The following is a 19,157-nucleotide window of genomic DNA, read 5'->3' as shown; positions in this document are numbered from 1 at the left end:
AAAAACCTATTTACGAGGTATCAGATTTTAAGAGAGAAGTTGGAAATGCGAGAGGAGGAATTTTGGTTGAAGGTGTTTATCCGAATGGTGAATCAGCATATTATGTTTTTGGCGTTGATTAATAAATGTATTTGACACCTTTAAATAAGTATTAACAATATTTATACGATGGATTCCACCTTGATCGCTAAATAATAATATTCTATATTTGCACGTTTTTTTAAGGAGAGTTTATGAGACAGCTAAAGATCACAAAGTCTATTACCAATCGCGAAAGTGCTTCGCTGGATAAGTATTTACAGGAAATTGGCAAGGAAGAATTAATTACTGTTGAAGAAGAAGTTGAACTGGCCCAGCGTATTAAGAAGGGTGATCAGGCTGCTTTGGAGAAATTGACACGGGCAAACCTGAGGTTTGTAGTGTCTGTTGCTAAACAGTACCAAAATCAGGGGCTTAGTTTGCCCGACCTTATTAATGAAGGAAACCTGGGGCTGATTAAGGCAGCAGAAAAATTTGACGAAACCCGTGGTTTTAAATTTATTTCTTATGCGGTTTGGTGGATTAGGCAATCTATCCTCCAGGCTCTGGCAGAGCAATCCCGTATTGTCCGGCTGCCGTTAAACCAGGTGGGGTCATTGAATAAAATCAATAAAGCTTTCTCCAAATTCGAGCAGGAACACGAGCGGAAGCCCTCTCCCGAAGAGCTGGCCGATTCGCTTGAATTGCCTGCCGATAAGGTTTCTGACACGCTGCGCGTATCAGGAAGGCACGTTTCGGTTGATGCCCCATTTGTTGACGGGGAAGACAACAGTTTACTCGATGTGTTGGTTAACAACGATTCGCCCAATGCCGACCGTACCCTTATTCAGGAATCGCTGGCGCGGGAAATCCACCGGGCACTGGCTACGCTAACCGAAAGAGAAGCCGATATTATCCGCTTGTTTTTTGGAATTGGCTGCCAGGAAATGACCCTCGAGGAAATTGGCGAACGGTTTGGTTTAACCCGTGAACGAGTTCGTCAGATCAAGGAGAAAGCCATTCGCCGGTTAAGGCATACATCGCGAAGCAAGTTACTTAAAACGTATTTAGGATAAACTTTGTGTAAGAAGATTTTATGTGGAACGGTGTCATTTATGGCACCGTTTTTTTTTTTGCGAAAAAAAAGCTGACTTAAAAATTAAGACAGCTTTCAAAGTATGGTAATTCTTTTGATGTTAGTCCATGCCCAAAATTGTAAATTCAGTACGGCGGTTTTTCCGGTGTTGTTCTTCCGTGCAGTCAACGCCATCGTCACATTCATTTACAAGCTGGGTTTCACCATAACCTTTTGCAGTTATGCGGTCTCTGGAAATTCCCTGCGAAACGATGTAATTTACAGCAGAATCAGACCTTTTCTGGCTCAATCTTTCATTGTAGGCATCGCTTCCGCGGCAGTCGGTATGCGAGCCCAGTTCAACTTCCCAGGATGGGTTGTCTTTCATGATTTTCACCAGCTTGTCCAGCTCAACTTCCGATTCAGGTAAAATGTCCCATTTGTCGAAATCGTAGTAGATATTTTCCATTACAAATTTTTGTCCGACCTCAACTTTTTCAATATTCAAAACAACCTCAACTGTGCCATAAGGTTCGTTTTTGGTTGAAAATGTTTTAGATTCGTTTTGGTAGCCTTCATGTTCAGTAATGGCTGAGTAATCCGTATTGCTTTCAAGGTCCCTGGTAATTATTCCCTGGTTGTTTGTATAAAGCGAGGTGTTATCATTAAAATTAACTTTAACATTGCTGATGGGTTCGCGGGTTTTGGCATCCTGAACCAATAACCTGAGATCGTATTCGCCTTCAAAAATAACTTTGTAGATGTCGTCGTCACCTTCTCCGCCGGATTTTCGCGAAACAAAATAACCAACTTCGCCTTCAGGATGGATAACCAGCCCAAAGTCATCTTCAGGTGAATTTAATTCCGTTAGGTTTTCCGGTGTTTCAAAGCCGGCTCCTGACATGTTTGCGTAATAAATGTCAAGGTTGCCTTGCCCGGATGATAATCCGTTTGAAGCGAAAATTAAGCGTTTGCCTTCATGCAGGAATGGAAACATTTCATTGTCGCTGGTGTTGATTTTTTCGCCCAGATTTACCATTTCTCCCCATTTCCCGTTTTCCCGAACGGTCATGTACAAATCAGTTCCGCCCATTCCTTTTTCAGGGATGTCGGAAGCAAAAATGAGCGTGTCGCCGGTACCTGAAATTGCCGGATGACCTACTGAATACTTGGAGCTGTTGAAAGGTAAATCACTAACGTAGCTCCATCCTGAGCCCGACTTTTTCAGTACAATAATTTTTAAAGGAATGTTGGCTTTTTGGAAAACCACGTTTTTCACATCCGGATTTTCGAAATTGCTCAATGTTACATACAGTTCTCCGGTTTGTTGGCAATAGGAAACCGGTCCGGCATGATACCCGGCGCTGACATCATCAAGTTTTCCTTCCTTGCCGGTTTGAAGATTTCCTTTTGAATCAACCGGCGAAGCAAAAATGTTGTAGAATACATTTTCGGTTTCACCTTGTTGCAACTTGTTTATTTCAGCATTGTCAAATGCTGAAAACCATAGTTGGTTTTCGACAAATGCAGGTCCAAAATCACTGGCTGCGGTGTTAATTTGTGTTTTTTCAACCTTAATGGTTACGTTTTCCAAAAATTCCTGACTAGTTTGACCCATTAAGTACATAGGTAATAAACCCAATAGAAGTAATAGTGTCCTTTTCATTTTCCCGATTTTTATAGATTTTAAGTTATCAATATACTAAATTTAAGGCAAATAATCTCTCAATTTATAATTTTTTTGAAAGATAAATTTGTTTAGCATAACAAATCTATAATACAATGGTTGGGGCTTTTTGTTTAATTCGGGTTTGCGGGTTAAATTTTTTCGAGAAGTACCACATTTTCTACATGATGGGTGTGTGGAAACATATCAACCGGTTGCACCTTGCTCACCTTGTAAAATTCACTCAATAATGAAATGTCACGAGCCTGGGTTGCAGGATTACAACTGACGTAAACAATTTTATCAGGTTTAATGGTAGTCAAAGTTGTAACCACGTCTTTATGCATTCCTGCCCTCGGCGGATCGGTTATCAAAACATCCGGATGTCCCAACTGATTAATAAATGCATTGCTCATTACTTCTTTAATATCCCCTGCAAAGAAATGGGTATTGTCAATTTTGTTTATTTCTGCATTTATTTTTGCATCGGTTATGGCTTCCGGAACATATTCAATTCCTACCACTTTTTTTGCATTGCGGGCAATAAAATTGGCAATTGTTCCCGTACCGGTATATAAATCATAAACTGTTTCACTGCCTTTAAGGTCTGCAAAATCGCGTGCCACTTTATACAGCCGATAAGCCTGTTCTGAATTGGTTTGGTAAAAGCTTTTCGGACCAATTTTAAACTTCAGTCCTTCCATTTCCTCAAAAATATGGTCGCGCCCGTGAAAAAGTTCAATCTCCTGGTCGGTAATGGTATCGTTCCCTTTTTCGTTTATTACATACATGAGTGAAGTAATTTCAGGGAACTCACCTTTTATCGCCTCAAGCAGTTTTACTCTTTTATTTTCATCTTCGTGAAATAATGAAAGAATTACCATCGTTTCGCCGGTACTGCTTGTCCTGATAATTAATGTGCGCAAAAAACCTTTCTTCTCGCGGATATCGAAAAATTCGAGATTGTTTTCAAGCGCATAATTGTAAATGAAGTTTCTGATTTTATTGGAAGGTTCGGGTTGCAACCAGCATTTTTCAATGTTTATTACTTTGTCGAACATGCCCGGAGCATGAAATCCCAGCGAATCTGAATTGGAAAAATCTTTGCTTGATTCAATCTCTTCAGCTGTCAGCCATTTTTTGTTCGAAAAGGTAAACTCAAGTTTATTCCGGTAGAACGTATTTTTTTCTGAACCCAATATAGGAGAAACCTCAGGTAACGAAACTTTGCCAATTCTTTTCAGTTGATCTTCTACCTGCTTTTGTTTGTAGGTAAGTTGTTTTTGGTAGGGAAGGAACTGCCATTTGCAGCCACCACAAGTGCCAAAGTGTTCGCAAAACGCCTCAACTCTGTCTTTTGAATACTCGTGAATTTTTGCAACAAATGCTTCCTGGTATTTTTTACGTTTTTTGGTAACCTGTAAATCAACTACGTCTCCCGGAATGGCTAATTTGGTAAAAACTATCAATTCACCAACTCTTGCCAGTGCTTTTCCTTCCGATCCGATGTCTTCAATCCGAATTTTCTCGTAATATGGTTTTTTCTTGTTTCTTCCCATTTTTTTTCTGCAAATATAGTGTTTATGCGTTATCTGAGCGTTTTTATCCAATAATCCTTATTCCCAAATAGATACAATTATTCCCATATTGGGAAAACAGTTAGGTCACCCCCCTGTTTTGTCCATATTTGTGGTGTAACTATTTTTATTGTAGAATCTTTTTTACCTATATTTGTTATGATTTAATGGTTGGTTTTATTTTCAGAAATAGAGCTAAAAAAGGGGAAAGCATCTTCTGTATTTATGATTGGTTTTGTGTTTAGGGGTTTGTAAATCATCAATCATCTTCAAAAAGCGTCCATAGCTTTCCCCTTCCTTTTTTTTACCCGCGAGGGTATTTTTTTTGCCCTAAACTTTCTTCATTATCATTATCTTTGGCCACTCTGATTTAGTATTTATGATTTCATTAAATAAAGTAAGCATAAGTTTTGGTGGTTTTGATTTGTTGCATAACAGCAGTTTTTTGATTCAGCCCGACGACCGCATTGGATTAATTGGGAAAAACGGCGCAGGTAAAACCACGCTGCTTAAACTCATTGCCGGAACACTCGAACCCAGTTCAGGAGAAGTTAGTTTGCCTAAAGACACCACAATTGGATACCTCCCGCAGGAAATGAAGTTGACCGATACCCAAACATTGGTTGACGAAACGATGCTGGCTTTCGATAAAATATTAAAAATTGAAAAAAAGATTGCCGCGTTAAACAACGAAATTTCTTCAGAAACTGATTTTCATTCTGATGGCTACCTGAAAAAGCTGGATCATTTATCGGAGTTGAACGAGCGATATTCAATTCTTGGCGGTGACAATTACCTGGCAGAGCTGGAGCAAACGCTCCTGGGACTGGGGTTTGAGCGTACTGACTTTAACCGGCCGACATCAGAATTCAGCGGGGGGTGGCGGATGCGCGTTGAACTGGCAAAACTCCTTTTGAAAAAGCCGGACTTGATTTTGCTCGATGAGCCCACCAACCACCTGGATATTGAATCGATTCAGTGGCTTGAGAATTTTTTGAAAAACTATAAAGGGGCGGTGGTTTTGGTTTCGCACGACAAAGCATTTCTCGATGCAGTTTGTAACCGCACCCTTGAAATTTCGCTTGGAAGAATTACCGATCAGAAAATGAAGTATTCTGATTTTGTGGAATGGAAAAAAGAACAGCGTGAAGTTCAGCTGGCATCCTACCGCAACCAGCAAAAAATGATTGAGGATACTGAAAAGTTTATCGAGCGTTTCAGGTATAAAGCAACCAAAGCTGTGCAGGTGCAATCGCGTATTAAACAACTTGAAAAACTAGAACGGATTGAGATAGAGGAGGTGGATAGATCGGCGATAAATATTAAATTTCCCCCGGTACCACGTTCAGGAAGAGTTGTAGTTGAAGCCAAGGCTATCAGCAAAAGATATGGCGAAAACCTGGTGTTGAATGATATTGATTTGAATGTTGAGAATGGAGATAAAATTGCTTTTGTAGGCCGTAACGGAGAAGGAAAAACCACACTTGTCCGAATTATCCTGAATGAAATTGAACACGAGGGGTTTTTAAAACTCGGACATAATGTTAAGGTGGGGTATTTTGCCCAAAATCAGGCGCAACTTTTAAATGAAAATCTCACTGTTCTTGAAACAATAGATGAAATTGCAACCGGCGATGTAAGGACTAAAATACGCGATATTTTGGGCGCATTCCTTTTTTCGGGCGAAGATGTGGAGAAGAAAGTTAAAGTGCTGAGCGGGGGCGAGAAATCACGACTGGCCATGATTCGGCTGTTGCTTGAGCCTGTAAACCTGCTTGTGCTCGATGAACCAACCAATCACCTCGATATGCAATCGAAAGAAATTCTGAAAAATGCGCTGATCCATTTTTCCGGTACAATAATAGTTGTTTCACACGACCGTGAATTTCTCGATGGAATGGTGGATTGTGTTTTTGAATTCCGAAATAAAAAAATTAAGCAACACCTTGGCGGTATTTACGAGTTCCTTCAGAAAAAGAAAATGGAATCGTTGAAAGAATTGGAGGCAGCAAACAAAAAAAGTCAATCAAGGAAGAGCAGTGCCCCAAAAGCCGTTTCCAATACCCCGGATTTAAGCTTTGAAGAACGCAAGGAAATCTCGAAAACAATTACCCGTTTCGAAAAGATAGTTGAAAATACAGAAGACGAAATTGAAAAGCTGGAAACCGAAATTTCGGAGATGGACGAACAACTGTCATCTTCTGAAGTGGTTAATGATAGTTCGGTATTTAAAAAATACGACGAACTGAAAGCCACACTCGATGAGACGCTAAAAAGGTGGGAAAGGGAACATGAGGAACTGGAAAACTGGGAAAAGAAAAAATACTGGTAATGAATAAAGACGATTTTATTTTTGGAACGAGAGCTGTTATCGAGGCCATTAAAAACGGCCGGCCTGTTGAAAGAGTTTTGATTAAAAAAGGGCTCGAAAATAACCTGTTTCGCCAACTCTTTGAATTGGTGAAGGAGAATAATATTCCTTTCCAGTTTGTGCCGTTAGAAAAAATAAACCGGGTTACCCGGAAAAATCATCAGGGCGTTCTGGCTTTTGTTTCGGCAGTTGAATTTACTGATATTGAAATGGTTTTGCCCGGTTTGTTTGAGTCGGGTGTTGAACCGTTGGTGCTTATACTCGACCAGATTACCGATGTGAGAAACTTTGGCGCCATTGTGCGAACTGCCGAATGTGGTGGTGTGCATGCAATTGTCATTCCCGAAAAAGGAATGGCGCGGATTGGTGCCGATGCCGTTAAAACCTCGGCGGGTGCCCTGCATTTAATCCCCATTTGCCGATCTTCAAATTTAGCTTTGGCAATTAACTTCCTGAAGGATTCAGGCATGAAAGTGGTTGCCTCTACCGAGAAAGCAGAAAAAAAATATACCGAGGCAAAAATGAATGTACCACTTGCTTTGGTTATGGGAGCTGAAGACACAGGCATTTCTCCCGCAATATTAAAACTGGCTGACGAGCAGGTAAAAATTCCGCTATTTGGAAATATTGAGTCGCTAAATGTTTCGGTTGCTGCAGGTTTAATGATTTACGAGGCAGCTCGCCAGCGGGGTTAACTGTTTACGGGAATGGTTCTCTTGAAAGATTCTTCGAGCGATATAAAAGTTTCGGTACTTGTAATGCCGGGTATTTTTTGAATCTGGCTGCTCAGTACCTTTTTCAAATGTTCATTGTCTTTCGCATAAACTTTTATAAAAATTGCGTATTGCCCTGTGGTATAGTGGCATTCCACGATTTCAGGAATCAGCTTGAGTTTTTCAACCACTTCTGAAAAAAGCCCGCCTTTGTCGAGAAAAATTCCAATGTAACTGCAGGTTTTAAAATCAACTTTATTCGGATTTATATGGTACCCGGAGCCAATAATTACATTTAGGTCGATCATTCGGTTTACGCGTTGATGAACAGCGGCTCTGGATACTCCTACTTCTTTGGCAACATCTTTAAAAGGGATGCGTGCGTTTTGGGTAATACTATTCAAAATTTTTAGGTCAACTTCGTCTAAACTATTCCTGAGTGTCATTTTTTACAGTTTCTATCAAATTTAGAAAAAAAATCAAAAAAATAAGTGATAAAAAAAAGCCGGATTAACACCGGCTCATTTGGTTTATTTTATCGGAACCTGCCGTTTAAAGTCCATTTCGAGCGACATAAATGTTTCGGTCCGGGCAATTCCTTCAATATCCTGGAGGTAATTGTCGATAATATGTTTTAAGTGTTTGTTTGTTTTGGTTTGAATTTTTATGAAAATGGCATACTGTCCGGTGGTGAAATGACATTCTACTACCTCGGGGATTTCTCTTAAAGCTTCAACAACCTGTGTGTGAAATTTGGCTTTTTCGAGATGTATGCCCATGTATGCACAGGTGTTGTATCCTAATTTTTGCGGGGTGACAATAAATTCGCTTCCTGAAACAACTCCAATGTTTTGCAGCCTTTGTACCCGTTGGTGTATTGCTGCTCCTGAAACACCGCATTCTCTGGCTACCTCCAGGAAAGGTATTCGTGCGTTTTTGGTTATAAGTTTCAGAATTTTTTCGTCAAGCTTGTCGATATTGACAGCCTGATCGAGGTAATCTGGTGTATCCATTTTTTATATTGCTCTTTTAAAGTTTCAATTTATAAAACAAATGTATCAAATTTTTATGATTGCTAAATAATCATGTTAAATAACATGGTAATTATAACAAATCGTCAGGAGCAGGTTTTGATGAACCAATAATTTGTAAAGCATTTGATGCTCAGTTTTTTGAAATTGCCCTGGTAATATCATTTCCGGTAGGTTCCTGGAATACGCGCAGTTCAAACTCGGGAACCACAGCTAAAATATGATCAAAAATATCGGCCTGCACTGCTTCGTATCGTGGCCAGGCCTGTTCTTTTGAAAACGCGTAAATTTCAATAGGCAGCCCCTTGCCCGAAGGGTGGAGCTGGCGTACCATAAAAATCATGTCGTGGTTCACTTTTTGGTTGTGTTCCAGGTATTTTTCAAGGTATTTCCGGAACACGCCCACGTTCGTTTGCCGGCGTCCGCTGATAACATCTTCGTTGGAAATATTGTGTTTTTTATTGTATTCCTCAATTTCATTTTCTTTTTCAGTCACATAATCACGAATCAGGTAGAATTTTTGAAACCGGTCAAGCATTTCCGATGTGCAAAATTTAATGGTCGTCATATCAATTGTAACTGCTCTTTTAATACGTCTTCCACCCGATTCTTCCATTCCTTTCCAGTTGATGAACGATTCGGAAACCATGGCATAAGTTGGAATGGTGGAGATGGTTTGATCCCAGTTGCGCACTTTTATGGTGTTGAGGGTAATGTCAATAACAGGTCCGTCGGCACCTCTGCTTCGCATCTCAACCCAGTCGCCAATTTTCACCATGTTGTTGGCCGAAAGCTGAATGGAAGCCACAAACCCCAAAATGGTGTCTTTAAATACCAATAACAATACAGCTGCCATTGCACCTAATCCTGCAATTAATCCAGTTGGGTCGCGATTCAGCAAAATGGCTACAATCATTATCCCCGACAGGAAGAATATAAATATTTTAAAAAGCTGAATGTAGCCTTTTATGGGCCTGTTTTTCGAATAGGGCGTGGTATTATAAATATCGAGGCCGGCATTTAAAGCCGAGTTCGATACAAATATCACAATAAATATAAAATACATTTGTGCCAGTTTCACCAGGAAACCCGCCAGTGAAAAATAGTAATCCTGCGAAAGTGTATTTAAAACCGAATCGCTTAGTTCGCTAAGTTCCTGGGTAATATTTGGGTACGAAAAGCCTGAAGTGGAGTAAAGGATTATGGCGGGCACCAAATGGGCCAAACCACTGAAAACTTTTCTTTTAATTAAAATATCATCCCAGGTGGTTTTGGTACGTTTTGCAATGCGCGACATTATTCTGATTAAAACCTGCCGGGTGATAAAATGGGCCAGCCAGGCTATAAAAATTATTAACACGAGTGTCGCAAATGTCGCGCCCGGTTTGGCAAAGGATTCAAGCCCGTTGACGTTGCGAATAGTTTCGAGGAGAAATTTATAGACAGATGTCATAATCCGTTTTTGATGTTATTATTAATTTTAGCCAAAAATAATAAATGCTGCGAATATGAAAATGAACTTAATTTTATTAATTCTTTTTTTCCCATTTCTTTCAACAGGACAAGTTGAGTTTGATGAATTTTTTACGGAAAATGCATTGCGTTTCGATTTTTTGCTGGGTGGAAATGCCCAAAATGTAAATGTATATCCGCAGCAGATGAAACAGGAACCTCACTGGGCCGGCTCAAAAATTAATTTAACTGACACCTTTAATTTTGGAACTTACCGGTTTAGGGTTTTCGATGTGAAAACCGGGAAACTGCTTTATTCCAAAGGTTTCAGTACCCTCTTCCAGGAATGGCAAACCACAGCCGAAGCCAAAGAAAAAGGCCGGACTTTTTACCAGGCAGCAATTTTCCCTTTTCCCAAAAATAAGGTCAGGCTTGAAATTGATGCCCGCCAGTGGGAAGGCGATTTTAAAACGATTTACCATACTGAAATTGATACGGAAGACTATTCCATTTTAAAAGAGAATCCGGCACCATTTCAAACAGTTAATATTATTGAAAACGGCCAGCCTGAAAATAAAGTTGACGTGGTGATCCTGCCCGAAGGATATACCAGTTTGGAAATGGAAAAGTTTTTGGAAGATGCCCGGCGGGTAACAGGGTATTTATTTGAAGAAGAGCCGTTTAAATCGGAAAAGGAAAGTTTTAATGTCCGGGCAGTTTTAACGCCTTCAGAGGATTCGGGGACTGATATTCCGGGTGAAAATATTTACCGCAATACGTTTTACAATTCAACTTTTTATACATTTGATGTGCCGCGCTACCTCACAACCAGCGACATGCAAACCATTTACGATGCCGCGGCAAATGTTCCTTACGATCATATTTATATTCTTGTAAATACTGAGCGGTACGGCGGCGGCGGATTCTATAACTTCCTCAATGTTTGCTCTTCCGATAATCAGTTAACCAGGCAGGTTTTTGTTCATGAATTCGGGCACGGTTTTGCCGGGCTGGCCGATGAATATTACTCCTCGGACGTGGCCTACGAAGATTTTTACAATCTTGAAATTGAGCCCTGGGAGAAGAATATTACCACGTTGGTCCAGTTTGATAAGAAGTGGAAAAACATGGTTCCGGGGGATGTTCCGGTTCCCACTCCCCGAAAAGCAAAATACAGTAAAACTGTTGGTGTTTTTGAAGGAGGCGGATACATGGCCGAAGGAATTTACAGCCCGGTAATGGATTGCCGCATGAAAAGTAATGCAGCCAAAGAATTTTGCCCCGTGTGCCAGTCGGCTATCCGGGAGGTGATAAAATTTCACTGCGAATAAAAAAAGCGGATCCGTTTCGATCCGCTTTCTTTAAGAGTTCCCATAATTTTGGGCTAATCTTTTTTGGCAAGTGCATTGGTAATAAAGTGGGCAACAATTAACCCCAGCCCCCCAAAAAAGAGGATCATGGTGAAAAAAGCTGCAACTTCATTAATTACAGTCGAAAGCGCAAAACCTGTAATAACACCAACTGCAAGGGCAATTAAAAATATTCCCCATTTCAAAAGTGCATATTTTGATCCATGTTCCTTAAAAGCGGTCAGCTTGAATCGCCCGGGCCTGATTTTTCTAACCGGGTAATGAATCGGGTTTTTGAGGAAAAAGCCGCACTTGAGCAGGTGAAAAGTGAACCGTTGCTCGGCAAAGGTTTCTGGATTATTCTGGCGCTTTTTGCTGGTTTAATGGCTGTCGTTTTCGTTTTGCAGGGGAGTGGAATTTCAGGGGGCCAAACCTTTAGCTTTCTGAAAGAAGTGAATACAAGCGCTGTGACAACAGGATACCAGAATTTTTTCGAAAAACTGGGCGCTGTTCCGCTTAGTGTTGCCGGAATTTTACTGGGAACTTCAGTATTACTTTTTCTTGAAAAATATCTAAGCAACCGGAGTTATGTGCTTTCATGAAGAAAATACTAATAGCAAAGTTCTGGTTTTAAGTATTTTCCCACGTATGTATCAATGCCTTCTTCAAGTGGGGTAAACGCTTTGGTATATCCAATTTTCCTGAGCTTTTGAATTTCGGCCTCTGTAAAATACTGGTACCTGCCGCGCAAATCAACCGGTGTATCAATAAAGGTAATGTACGGATTCATTTCGAGGCTGGTAAACACAGCGTTGGTTAAATCCAGAAATGAGCGGGCTTTTCCGGTGCCAACGTTGTAAATTCCGGGGTGTTGCTGGTTGTGCATAAAATGCAGCATCACGTCGGCAATATCATCAACATAAATAAAATCGCGGCTTTGCTCGCCATCTTTGTAATCCTGGTGGTGCGAGCGGAAAAGTTTCATTTTCCCGGTTTCCTTAATTTTTCTGAAAGCGTGCAGCACCACTGAAGCCATCCTTCCTTTGTGGTATTCATTGGGGCCGTAAACATTAAAAAATTTCAACCCGGTCCAAAACGGGGGAGTGCGCGTTTGTTTCAGTGCCCAAACATCAAAATCGTGTTTCGACCAACCATAAAGATTTAGCGGCCTGAGGTTGGACACATTGTTGTGCGAATCGGAAAAACCCACTTCGCCGTTTCCGTAAGTTGCAGCCGATGAAGCGTACAACAGCGGCACCTGAATTTCGGAGCAAATATTCCACAACCGCTGCGAATAAATTAAATTGAGTTGCTGGTAAAGTTCCGGTTCCTGCCCAACGGTGTCGGTTCGGGCACCCATGTGAAAAATAAAATCCACATCGGATGCATTTTTTATCAGCCACTTAAAGAATTTATCCCTGTCAATAAATTTGTGGTACTTTTTTTTGAGAAGATTAAAATCTTTGGCCGGATCGTCGAATCGGTCAACTAACACAAGGTCGGTGTATCCCTCCTGGTTAAGCTTTCCGGTTAAATAACTGCCAATAAATCCGGCGGCACCTGTAATTACTATCATTGCTTTAAAACGGTTTAATTTGGTACAGCATTCAATCCTTCGGATTGCATAGTTTAAAACTATAACTGCTGTATGTTTATATTATTGTATTACTTATAAAGTAAATTTTAACATTTACTAAAAATTGCACAAAACCCCGTTAACATTCATATTTTATTCTGAAAAAAAAAGTTAATCTTTGTGTTGAATTTAACAACAATTGATATGAGTGAACCTAAAATAGTTGATTCCAACGGGTATGAAAAAATTGAAGTTTTTGACGAAGCCGCAATTGACGAACTTGCCCTGAATTACAAAAATATATTGCGGATAATTGGAGAAGATGTACAACGCGAAGGGCTCGGCAAAACTCCCGAGCGTGTGGCCAAATCGATGCAGTTTTTGTTGCAGGGGTATAAAACCGATCCGGTTGAGATTTTACGTTCAGCCATGTTTAAAGAAGATTACCGGCAAATGGTAATTGTAAAAGATATTGAAATTTACTCCATGTGCGAACATCACCTGCTGCCGTTTTTCGGGAAAGCGCATGTTGCCTATATTCCCAATGGCACCATTACCGGACTGAGTAAAATCGCCCGGGTGGTGGATGTTTTTGCGCGCCGTTTGCAGGTACAGGAACGATTGACAACTCAAATTAAGGAGTGCATTCAGGACACGTTAAAACCGCTCGGCGTGGCAGTGGTTATTGAAGCCCAGCACTTGTGCATGCAAATGCGTGGAATCCAAAAGCAACATTCCATTACCACGACTTCCGATTTTACCGGAGCTTTTCAGAAAAATGCCACCCGCGACGAGTTTATTAAACTGATAAGCACAAAGTTCAGTTAACGTTTTAATTGATAAATTCGATGCAAACCGGGGCCGGAACCTGCAATTCATTACCTGTGAATTCAAGCGTTCCTTTTCCCGGATGAATTTTAAAAACACTGATATTGTTGCTGTGCTGATTGGCTGCAAGCAAAAACCTGCCACAAGGGCTAAGTGAAAAGTTTCGGGGCCATTCGCCCTCGGTTGAAACCGTTGAAATTAAGTTCAGTTTTCCTGAAGAATTATCAATTTTAAAAACCGATATGGAATTGTGGCCCCTGTTAGAGCCATAAAGAAATCGCCCGTCGCTTGAAACGTGAATATCGGCACAGTAGCTTTTTTCGCTGTAACCGTCGGGTAAAGTTGAAATCGTTTGAAATGTTTCCCATTTCCGGTTTTGTTTTTTCAGCGCTATAACTGTGGAATTTAATTCATTGATTACATAGATAAAATTACCGTTTGGGTGAAAATCGAAATGCCTGGGCCCTGCTCCCGGTTCCATTTTTGCAAACTGCTGCGTAGCAGGCTGCAGTTCGTTATTTTTAAGTTCAAAAATATTCAACTGGTCGGTACCCAGGTCGGCACTAAAAACTGCTGAACTGAAAGGTGAGAACTTTACCGAATGAGCATGTGGCGACGATTGTCTGGATTTGTCGGCTCCCGAGCCTTCGTGTACAATGGTAGTGCTTGCCGGTTGCAAACTTCCATCTTTATTCACCGGGTACAACGATGTGGTACCGCCGCCATAAGTAGCAATGGCAACAAATTTTCCGTCGGGCGAAACATCAACGTGGCATGGATCTGAACCATGAGAAACCTGTTTGTTCAGAAATTGCAGGTTGCCGTCTTTTTGTATCCGGTAGGCAGAAACATAACCTCCCGATTCTTCAATTTCAATGGCTGGCCGGGTTACTACATACAATTTTTCATTGTCGGGCGAAACTTTCAGAAAAGATGGGTTGTCCACCGCCTTAAATGTTTTCTCCAGTGAGAGTTCCCCGGTTTCGGTGTCAAAACCACACAGGTAAATACCTTCGGCTCCCTCAGAAGTAAATGTGCCCACATAAAACCTTTTCATTTCCTGCCCATTGCTTTGCAATCCAAGAAGGGGGAGGAGCAAAAGAAAATAAATAAATGTTTTCATACTATTCAAAATGAACAATTACTTGCAATAAACGCTTTTTAATAGTAACTTTTTCATTAAAAATAAAAGGTAAAACAAATTATTGCCGATGCCGGTGGTGTTGACGGCCTTGAAAAAAATAACGAAGGCGAATTTGTATTTTCCAACTGGGCGGGACGTATTTTTATCCATAAAAACGGAGAAAATATTAAACTTCATGATTCTACTGCTCAGGAAATTAATACTGCCGATATTGATTTTGCACTGAAATACAACTGGGTGCTGGTTCCTACTTTTTTTGATAACCGGGTTGTGGGCTATAAAATTATTCCGGAGTAAATTTTTAATTTGCATTGATTTGAATATTTTTATTGTAAAATCAAAACTTCTGATAAAAGTAAATAACATACTATTGTGAATAAACCAATGTGTGTACCTTCAAACTTCATTAATTGTATAAATTCATCCCGTTTTTATGCTTCCATCATTTCAGAAATTGAAGAAATTGCCAACCACCATGGCTATTTTTGCATCATTTCTTCCTCCGGCGAATCAATTTATAAAGAAGTAGAGTCGGTCAAAAATCAATAATTTTTATTCCTTCCACGGAACCACATCCGAGCGGTAGAAATTGATGTCCTGTGCTTCAAAACGGCTTCCGAAATCTGCCAGCCGGGTTTTGTATTCATCCCAGTTTCTCAGCTCCGGGGCAGTCCAGCCAATCTCTGCATACCCAGGCAGTTGTGGAAAAACCATGTATTCAATCTCCTCCATATTGGTGATGGTTTCCGTCCAGAGCGGAGCTTCCACTCCCAGAATATCTTCTTTGGTAATGCCTTCTACATAAGTCGCCGGATTCCAGTCGTAACCGGTGTCCACTTCAATGTAAGCAGCCCAGTGCAGTCCGAGGTGGGTAGTTGAATCGTACTGCATATCCATGTAGGCCTTTACTGCCGGCGACATCAGCACCTTGGCACCTTTTTCCACGCCCATGGTGGTATTTTCCACATTGGCCCAGAACTGAACGGCTGCATTATCCACCAGTTCGGCGTTGGCAATTTCGTCCCAGCCAATCACTTTTTTTCCGTGCTTCAAAACAATCTCCTGCACACGGTTCACAAAGTAGATGTAATCGTCTTTGGCCGTTGAATGCGATTCGTCACCGCCAATGTGGAACCATTCTCCCGGTGTTAACGCGGCAATCTCCCTGACCACATCGTCTACAAACTGGTAAGTGATTTCTTTGTCGGTGCACAAGGTGCTGAACCCAACCTCAGTTCCGGTGTACAATTCTGTTGCATTGCCATCGCAGTTTAATTCAGCATAAGAGGCGAGTGCCGCGTTGGTGTGCCCCGGCATATCGATTTCGGGAACGATGGTAACATAGCGTTCCTGTGCGTATCTGATAATTTCCGAATATTGTTCCTGCGTGTAATAGCCTCCTTCGCCACCACCAACTTCGGTGCTGCCGCCAATCTCGGTTAGTTTGGGCCACGATTTGATTTCAATGCGCCAGCCCTGGTCATCGGAAAGATGAAGGTGAAGCCGGTTCATTTTGTAGGTTGACAAAAAGTCGATAAAACGTTTTACATCCTCAACACTGAAAAAATGACGCGAAACATCGAGCATGGCACCACGATAACCATATTCCGGGAAATCGCGAACAGCACCTGTGGCAATTTTTAATGGCTCACCGGCAGCGTATTTTACCGGCAGCGTTTGCAGCAAAGTTTGTACGCCGTAAAAAACACCGGCCGGACTGTTGGCTTTTATGCCTGTCATTTTTTTGCCGATATTCAGATCATACCCCTCCGTGCCCAGTTCAGTATCTTCTTGAGGAACTGACAGGTAAAATCCTTCGCGTGGAAGTTGATTTCCGGCAGCTTCTACCGCCAAATCGGTTCCGTTAATTTTTCCGAGTTCTGAAGAAAGGTATTCTGCCACCTGTTCCAATCCATCAATATCTTCCTGAAAAAAGATGACGGTGGATGCATCAATCTCAAATGATTCGCCGGTGGCTTCAACAGAAACCGGCTTCGGGATAAAGCTGGTTTTGGACAAATCAGTGGGAGGTTCCTGTGTGCAGGAAACCTGTAAAAGCATGGCGATTGCGGTTACCATAGCAAATAAAAATTTAGCTTTCATAATTGTATTTTTTTGATTTTTGAATTTTCAGGCTTTAAAATTACGGAAATGGTTTGGAGATTGGATGATAGAATCCAACTTTTTTAATTTTTTAAGAAGATGGTCATTGCAATACTAAAATTGCTTTTCATTTAAGGTCATCTGGAAAAAGAACTTTGTCAATCACTTGTCCGTCGCGCAACCGCATCCAGGTTTTAAAGTGCCGTTTCCCTTTTTCAAGCACTACAATTCGTGAACCGTGCTGCAAATCGCCGTAGGTAGTTTTTCCACCCGACCAGCGCCCGTAAGCCAAACCAATGCCGTAGTGATTTGCAATGTAATCGTTCACATGATCGTGTCCAACGAATGTCCCCGTTACATCGCCGCCCAGCAGCATGGCTGTAAACATCCCTGTGTTTATATCAGGCGAACATTCGTCTTCGTTTCGCTGTCCTTTTCTCTTCGCTTCGCTATCGAAAGCAGTCTGGTATTCCGGCAGCGGAATGTGAAAATAAGCCAGTGCCGGCAACTTTTTTTCGTTTTTCAGGGCATTTTTCCGGCTTTGTTTCCGGTACCAGTTTACCTGGTCGTGCGAAAACCAACCGTATCCTTCAACACTATCAAGTGTGCTGTAGGCGTTGGAATCGAGAAAATAAAGCAATGCATTTTCATCTTTATTTTCTGCATTCACCTTCACCAGATAGTCGCCAAAATCAGATTTAGCATGTGGTTTTTTACCCACATAACCCGGAAAAGTTTTCAGCAATTCACGAATTTGTTGCCGTGATAAATCGTGCTCGTCGTCGTGGTTGCGCAAAGTGGCAGCAAAAGGTAAATCCGCTTCAATTACAGGAGCCAAACCCGTTTTCCATCCGTCGGCTGCCGGACGGCCGGTAACGATATCTCCCGTAAAAGCCACCAAATCGGGTTGCTCCGTTTTCAGAATGTACTTTATTAATTCCAGTGAAGGTTCAGACTCCGGTGCGCCCGGTTTGAAATGAATATCGGTAAACTGTGCGATTTTGAAGGTGCCGTTTGAATTAAAATGCAGTTTATTCTTTGGTTTATTCACCATTCAGGTGTATTGTTTAAATTTCGCCAGACATTTTCTTTAAAGGTAGTTTTTACTTTTCAAATTTCTTTTTTTGATACTGAAAAGGTGAAATGTATAGATTTTTGTCTTACAGGGTTTTGATATTTTTTCCTTATTTCTTTACTCACATCGGAATAGAAATTATCCTATCTTCGCCCAAAATGAAAAACACATGAACGACCCGATTGGACAGGCCATTGCCGATTTTTATAATAACGGAGAAGCTCCCGCAATAGTTATAAATACCAATTACACTGAGGGCGAGAATCTTCCTCCGTCTTATTTTTTTCGGTCTGAAAATGAAATGCCCGAACTTGAGCTGACTGCTTTAAAAAATTGTTGTGGTAAAATTTTGGATATTGGTGCCGCGGCCGGCTGCCATGCACTGGAACTGCAGAAAAGGGGATTCGATGTGACTGCACTCGAGAAATCCGAGTTGGCCTGCGAGGTGATGAAGAAACGGGGCGTAAAAAAAGTGGTTTGCAGCGATTTGTTTCAATTCGAAGAAACCGGATTCGATACTATTCTTCTTTTGATGAACGGCACCGGCATCGGGCAAACTATAGACGGTCTGAAAAAAATGTTACTTCACCTGAAAAGCCTGCTGAATGAAGGAGGGCAAATTCTTATCGATTCGTCCGATATTCAATACCTTTTTCAGGAAGAGGATGGTTCGTTTTGGGTTGACCTGGCAAACGACAGGTATTACGGCGAAATGGAGTATGAATTAGTTTACAAAACTATTTCAACTCAATTTAAATGGCTTTTTACCGATTTTGAAACGCTTGCAAAAGTTGGTGCCGCTGTGGATTTAAATTGCCATTTGATTGAAAAAGGAGGGCAGGATGATTTTCTGGCAAGATTGAGTTTTTAATTATCAATAATCTTCCTATTTTCACTACTTTTATATCCATAAAAAAATCATTATGATGATACTTGGTTATTTGGGGACACAGGAAATAGTAATTCTGTTGCTTGTTTCGCTTGTTATGTTTGTAATTCCGATTATTGCACTGGTTGACATCCTAAAAAATGATTTTGAAGGAAACAACAAACTGATTTGGGTTTTGGTCATTTTACTCACCTGGTTGCTGGGGGCAATTCTCTACTATTTTATTGGCCGGAAACAGAAAATTGAAAGATAATTGAAACGGATTCATTAAAAACGCCGGAAACCATTGA

The 19,157-nt window shown here is 41.0% G+C and carries 18 protein-coding genes; 8 read left to right on the top strand and 10 right to left on the bottom strand.

The features are described from left to right. Positions 1-233 precede the first annotated feature (233 nt). A complete protein-coding gene (locus tag ACTCNA_RS07950) occupies positions 234-1,094 on the top strand; it encodes a sigma-70 family RNA polymerase sigma factor (RefSeq protein WP_073171987.1) in 861 nt (286 codons plus the stop codon). A gap of 120 nt (positions 1,095-1,214) precedes the next feature. On the opposite strand, the gene ACTCNA_RS07945 is transcribed toward ACTCNA_RS07950, so the two are convergent. Next, on the bottom strand, positions 1,215-2,711 hold the full coding sequence (locus tag ACTCNA_RS07945) for an OmpA family protein (protein ID WP_462947372.1): 1,497 nt from the start codon (positions 2,709-2,711) through the stop codon (positions 1,215-1,217). Positions 2,712-2,911: 200 nt separating this feature from the next. Next, entirely contained in the window at positions 2,912-4,318 is a 1,407-nt protein-coding gene (gene rlmD / locus ACTCNA_RS07940; RefSeq protein ID WP_462947371.1) for a 23S rRNA (uracil(1939)-C(5))-methyltransferase RlmD, read from the bottom strand. A gap of 397 nt (positions 4,319-4,715) precedes the next feature. Between rlmD and abc-f the strand changes: the two genes are divergently transcribed. Next, positions 4,716-6,668, top strand: coding sequence for a ribosomal protection-like ABC-F family protein (gene abc-f / locus ACTCNA_RS07935; protein ID WP_462947370.1), 1,953 nt, complete (start codon positions 4,716-4,718; stop codon positions 6,666-6,668). Beyond that, on the top strand, positions 6,668-7,402 hold the full coding sequence (gene rlmB / locus ACTCNA_RS07930) for a 23S rRNA (guanosine(2251)-2'-O)-methyltransferase RlmB (protein ID WP_462947369.1): 735 nt from the start codon (positions 6,668-6,670) through the stop codon (positions 7,400-7,402). The genes abc-f and rlmB overlap by 1 nt, the downstream gene beginning before the upstream one ends. Here the strand turns inward: rlmB and ACTCNA_RS07925 are convergent. The 3 genes from ACTCNA_RS07925 to ACTCNA_RS07915 form a co-directional block, all read right to left on the bottom strand. Then, entirely contained in the window at positions 7,399-7,866 is a 468-nt protein-coding gene (locus ACTCNA_RS07925; RefSeq protein ID WP_462947368.1) for an Lrp/AsnC family transcriptional regulator, read from the bottom strand. The genes rlmB and ACTCNA_RS07925 overlap by 4 nt on opposite strands. An 84-nt stretch (positions 7,867-7,950) precedes the next feature. Further along, positions 7,951-8,433 (bottom strand): Lrp/AsnC family transcriptional regulator, encoded by a 483-nt coding sequence (locus ACTCNA_RS07920; protein WP_462947367.1) that lies wholly within the window; start codon positions 8,431-8,433, stop codon positions 7,951-7,953. A 151-nt stretch (positions 8,434-8,584) separates the two neighbouring features. Further along, on the bottom strand, positions 8,585-9,904 hold the full coding sequence (locus ACTCNA_RS07915) for a mechanosensitive ion channel family protein (RefSeq protein WP_462947366.1): 1,320 nt from the start codon (positions 9,902-9,904) through the stop codon (positions 8,585-8,587). A gap of 61 nt (positions 9,905-9,965) precedes the next feature. Here ACTCNA_RS07915 and ACTCNA_RS07910 point away from each other — a divergent pair, with 61 nt between their 5' ends. Then, a complete protein-coding gene (locus ACTCNA_RS07910; RefSeq protein ID WP_462947365.1) occupies positions 9,966-11,234 on the top strand; it encodes a M64 family metallopeptidase in 1,269 nt (422 codons plus the stop codon). 53 nt (positions 11,235-11,287) lie between these two features. Here the strand turns inward: ACTCNA_RS07910 and ACTCNA_RS07905 are convergent, their stop codons facing one another. After that, positions 11,288-11,458: a hypothetical protein gene (locus tag ACTCNA_RS07905; protein ID WP_462947364.1), complete on the bottom strand. Its 171-nt coding sequence runs from the start codon at positions 11,456-11,458 to the stop codon at positions 11,288-11,290. Positions 11,459-11,476: 18 nt separating this feature from the next. Between ACTCNA_RS07905 and ACTCNA_RS07900 the strand changes: the two genes are divergently transcribed. Next, on the top strand, positions 11,477-11,854 hold the full coding sequence (locus ACTCNA_RS07900) for a hypothetical protein (RefSeq protein WP_462947363.1): 378 nt from the start codon (positions 11,477-11,479) through the stop codon (positions 11,852-11,854). 8 nt (positions 11,855-11,862) lie between these two features. Here ACTCNA_RS07900 and rfaD read toward each other — a convergent pair whose 3' ends face one another. Next, a complete protein-coding gene (rfaD, locus tag ACTCNA_RS07895) occupies positions 11,863-12,828 on the bottom strand; it encodes an ADP-glyceromanno-heptose 6-epimerase (protein WP_462947362.1) in 966 nt (321 codons plus the stop codon). Between the two features lie 204 nt (positions 12,829-13,032). Here rfaD and folE point away from each other — a divergent pair, with 204 nt between their 5' ends. Beyond that, positions 13,033-13,656, top strand: coding sequence for a GTP cyclohydrolase I FolE (gene folE, locus ACTCNA_RS07890; protein WP_462947361.1), 624 nt, complete (start codon positions 13,033-13,035; stop codon positions 13,654-13,656). Between the two features lie 4 nt (positions 13,657-13,660). Here the strand turns inward: folE and ACTCNA_RS07885 are convergent, their stop codons facing one another. The 3 genes from ACTCNA_RS07885 to ACTCNA_RS07875 form a co-directional block, all read right to left on the bottom strand. Continuing rightward, positions 13,661-14,779, bottom strand: coding sequence for a lactonase family protein (locus ACTCNA_RS07885; RefSeq protein WP_462947360.1), 1,119 nt, complete (start codon positions 14,777-14,779; stop codon positions 13,661-13,663). A gap of 573 nt (positions 14,780-15,352) precedes the next feature. Next, positions 15,353-16,903 carry a beta-N-acetylhexosaminidase gene (locus ACTCNA_RS07880; protein ID WP_462947359.1) on the bottom strand — a complete coding sequence of 517 codons (1,551 nt, stop codon included), beginning with the start codon at positions 16,901-16,903 and terminating at the stop codon, positions 15,353-15,355. A 127-nt stretch (positions 16,904-17,030) separates the two neighbouring features. Continuing rightward, entirely contained in the window at positions 17,031-17,957 is a 927-nt protein-coding gene (locus tag ACTCNA_RS07875) for a metallophosphoesterase family protein (RefSeq protein ID WP_462947358.1), read from the bottom strand. Positions 17,958-18,147: 190 nt separating this feature from the next. Between ACTCNA_RS07875 and ACTCNA_RS07870 the strand changes: the two genes are divergently transcribed. Next, on the top strand, positions 18,148-18,849 hold the full coding sequence (locus ACTCNA_RS07870) for a class I SAM-dependent methyltransferase (protein WP_462947357.1): 702 nt from the start codon (positions 18,148-18,150) through the stop codon (positions 18,847-18,849). A gap of 52 nt (positions 18,850-18,901) precedes the next feature. Next, positions 18,902-19,120, top strand: a complete 219-nt coding sequence (locus ACTCNA_RS07865; RefSeq protein ID WP_462947356.1) for a PLD nuclease N-terminal domain-containing protein — start codon at positions 18,902-18,904, stop codon at positions 19,118-19,120. The last annotated feature ends 37 nt before the right edge of the window (positions 19,121-19,157 follow it).

It is taken from the genome of Tangfeifania sp. (genome assembly GCF_055108615.1).
This window is presented reverse-complemented; position numbering and strand designations above follow the sequence as displayed.